3 protein-coding genes and 1 pseudogene are annotated in these 3,362 nt (G+C 39.5%); 3 read left to right on the plus strand and 1 reads right to left on the minus strand.

Annotated elements, in window-relative coordinates; translation table 11 throughout:
• Nucleotides 1–123 precede the first annotated feature (123 nt).
• Nucleotides 124–509: pseudogene (locus HHO47_RS18800) on the plus strand (IS982 family transposase); the annotation flags it as partial.
• 33 nt (nucleotides 510–542) lie between these two features.
• On the opposite strand, the gene HHO47_RS18805 reads toward HHO47_RS18800, so the two are convergent.
• Nucleotides 543–2,054, minus strand: coding sequence for a Fic family protein (locus tag HHO47_RS18805; RefSeq protein ID WP_169021673.1), 1,512 nt, complete (start codon nucleotides 2,052–2,054; stop codon nucleotides 543–545).
• A 568-nt stretch (nucleotides 2,055–2,622) separates the two neighbouring features.
• Here HHO47_RS18805 and tnpA point away from each other — a divergent pair.
• Both tnpA and HHO47_RS18815 read left to right on the plus strand, forming a co-directional pair.
• Nucleotides 2,623–2,835 carry an IS66 family insertion sequence element accessory protein TnpA gene (tnpA, locus tag HHO47_RS18810; RefSeq protein WP_248291056.1) on the plus strand — a complete coding sequence of 71 codons (213 nt, stop codon included), beginning with the start codon at nucleotides 2,623–2,625 and terminating at the stop codon, nucleotides 2,833–2,835.
• An 88-nt stretch (nucleotides 2,836–2,923) separates the two neighbouring features.
• Nucleotides 2,924–3,362 (plus strand): IS66 family transposase (locus HHO47_RS18815; protein WP_248291057.1); only part of this gene is annotated, 439 nt, incomplete at its 3' end.

Genomic DNA, 3,362 nt, shown 5'->3' on the forward strand with positions numbered 1-3,362 from the left:
CTCGGGTGTAGGGAAAATCTGGAATGTTGGACAATTTAAGCTCAATAAGAATGAGTGAATTTACCAGTATTAGATCACAAATAGCATTAAATTAAAATAGATCATCAATTAAATGTGTTTGGTATTATTAGTTTTCATATGTCACATCACCGTGATTTCAAAAATTACTACCTTGGGTATGTCTCACTTATGTACAAAAGTGAATTTCCTAACTTGCTCAGTTACACACGATTTTTAGCCGTTATGCCGAGGGTACTTGTGCCGATGTGCGCTTATTCCACTTCACTTAAAGGTAAACCCACAGGCGTTGAATTCATTGACTCCACATGTATTAAGGTGTGCCATAATATTCGTATTCCCAGACACAAAACCTTTGATGGGATAGCCCAACGAGGAAAGGAACGATGGGATGGTTTTATGGCTTCAAGCTGCATTTAATTGTTAATCATCATGGCGAAATTGTTGCTGCAAAAGTGACAACAGGGAATGTACATGATACTCAACCAGTGCATTAGTTATCGCTTAAGCAGAACTGAGGTTAATTATAATAGCGAAGCTATAAATTTTGTAAAAGGAGTAATATTTTGCTCTACACTTGCCGTTTCTAAAGCTTCCATATAATCACTTCTTCGCTCAACTGGCACAACAATCCATGAGTAACCACCTGCCGCCATCATTAAGTTCATGATGAATCGTCCTATTCGACCATTACCGTCAAAATAAGGGTGAATATAAACAAAAATAAAATGCCCTAATACCACTCGAACGGCAGGGTTTTCTTCTTCTATTAACAAATCGAAAAGTGCAGGCATCATATCCCTAACTGCCACTTTGGTTGGGGGAGTATGTTTAGATTTTCTAATATAAACAGGACCAGTTCGATAACCGGCTAAATCAGATTGCTTGATAATGCCAGCTGCAACACTCGGCTCGAATAAAGCTAAATACCAGTCAGCATGAGTTGTTTCGAATACTTCACCAGCATTTTCACCATTAAGTACACGTTCAACAGCTAGCTTTACTTGTTGAAAGGCATCCCAATAACCTTTTGCCGCCATTGCATCTAAATGCTTTCTACTGTCATCAGATTGTTCAGGGTTCCAGTTACCTGAACGTACATGTTCAATCAATTCATGCGTAACACGGTAGCCTTCAATGGATAGTGAGTGATAAGCATCGGTAACAAACTTGTCTTCTACTTCAGCCAAGTAGTCCTGAACATTTATTTTAGCGATAGGCACATCAGGAAAATGGGCTATCACATCTTCTCGCATACTATGCCACAGTAAACGAAGTCGATTGGCATAGGGTGAAACTTCACGACGACCAAATGTTATGTGCGTTTCATCTTCAAATGGGTCAGTTTCTTTTACTTTAAAATCTGCGGCATCCATGCCTTTAATGATGTTATTGGCAATTAACTCTCTACCAATGTTACGAAATGCTCCAGCCAAACGGCCAGCACTAGCAACATGACCTCCTTCAAGTAATACATTTAATATTTCTGAAGCATCTGTCACCATTGAAAGTAGCGTTCTCATTTGAATGGGCTTTTGTGCAAAGGTAGCTTTAGCACAATGCACTAAGCTTGCCGCCAAACTATATACTCTCAAATCATCAACGATTGTTAACTGCGCTTGCTCTGGCAACACAGAGCGAATATCAAATACAGAAGTATCGTGAAGCAAAGCCGTTGGTTTATTTCGACCTTTAGGCGAGCGCACTAATAACTGAGGTGGAACTGTTTTATCACCAATATGAATTTGTATTGATTGTTCTGGTGATAAACACCAGTTTTGCTCAAGACGCTCATCCAAATACGCCCCGCAAAAGTCCCAAAAGGACGTATACCAAGCGGTACTATCGCCTTGTTGTTCATCTGGGCTTGAAGGAATATACCACCCTCGCATTACCTCTTTAATGAAGCCATGCTTAGTCAAGCGCTCTCTATCAGTGCGCTCAAGCATTTTCGATTGTACAGCAATAATGCCACTATCTTGCAATAGCTTTAATCGTTCTAGAGAATGTGCAAGCTTTTCTGACACTTGATTCATGTTAACACCGTTAGCTTTTGCTGAAATTGGAAATTAGCTTTTAGTGTAATTCATAATTAGCTTTTAACGCAATCATTAACTAGCTTTTAATGTGGCTGTGGTGGCTTAGGAGAATTAGGTTGAAGGAGAAAAGTTAGCGAGGTGAAAGTAAAAAAATATTTAACTAGACAGTTTCTCTAATTGAACAAGCAAAACTGTGCCACTAAATTTAGGATGGGTACCCTATTAGCTCCAAAAAAGCGCAACCAGTAGCCACGCTTTGAATTACTCAATTAAATACAGCTTCGTTTAACCGTGTTTAAAAAAAGCTGAGTGGAGCTAACCAGCAAGTTTTTGGTTTGTCGGCTATCCTCAAGAGGCGCAATATTTATGTGGTTAAGTTACTGTAATTAAATAAGTCTATTTCCCCCTGTAGTTTTCTTGTATTTGAAATTATATTGATAGTTTCTCATAATTAATTTTTTAAGCTCCCTTCGAATAGAACTATTGTAAGCGTCTAGCAAAGTGCACCTGCCAGTAACTCGTCAAAATGATTAAGCTATTTCCGAATTTCAATGAGGAGATAGTCATGAGAAAAACACGCAGCCTTGAACAATGGCGCAGTATTATTGAAGAACAACAAGCCAGAGATTTAACTATTACTGAGTTTTGCCAGCAACATGCTTTATCAAAAACAACGTTTTATGCGGCACGAAGTAAGCTTAATGAATCATCAGGCAGCTTTGTTCGCGCTAAAGTCACGAAAAACACGTCGATGTCATCGAACCGCAACAGCCAATAACCCTCTCGATTAGCAAAGTAAAAGTTAGCTTACCTCCCACAACGCCTGTATCTTATCTAGGCCAATTACTACGCGAGCTGCTTGCCTGATGAAAATGTTTGTTGAACCAAAGCGTATTTACTTACATCGTGACGCCGTGGATTTTCGAAAATCTATTGATGGTCTGGCCGCACTCGTTGACGGCTACAAAGCATACGAGCAAACGAATGCAACACTGGTCGCGTGCTTAGCCCATATACGCCGTAAATTCATCGAGGCCAAAGGCAATAATAAAAAAACCGTCAAAGCAGATGTAGCTCTTAATCTTATTCGCAAGCTCTACGGTATTGAGCAAGCCATCAAAGATAAAACGGCCGATGAAAAGTTCAAAGTTAGACAGCAAAAAGCAAAACCAATTGTCGATGAATTGTATCAATGGTTGATAAAGCACAAAGATAAAATCCCACCCCAAATGGCGCTAGGTAAAGCAATTACCTATGCGATAAACCAGTTTGAGAAATTCAGGCGTTACCTCGATGATGGCAGGC

Origin of the sequence: Pseudoalteromonas arctica, from assembly GCF_012927645.1 — a bacterium.
GTDB lineage: Bacteria > Pseudomonadota > Gammaproteobacteria > Enterobacterales > Alteromonadaceae > Pseudoalteromonas > Pseudoalteromonas arctica_A.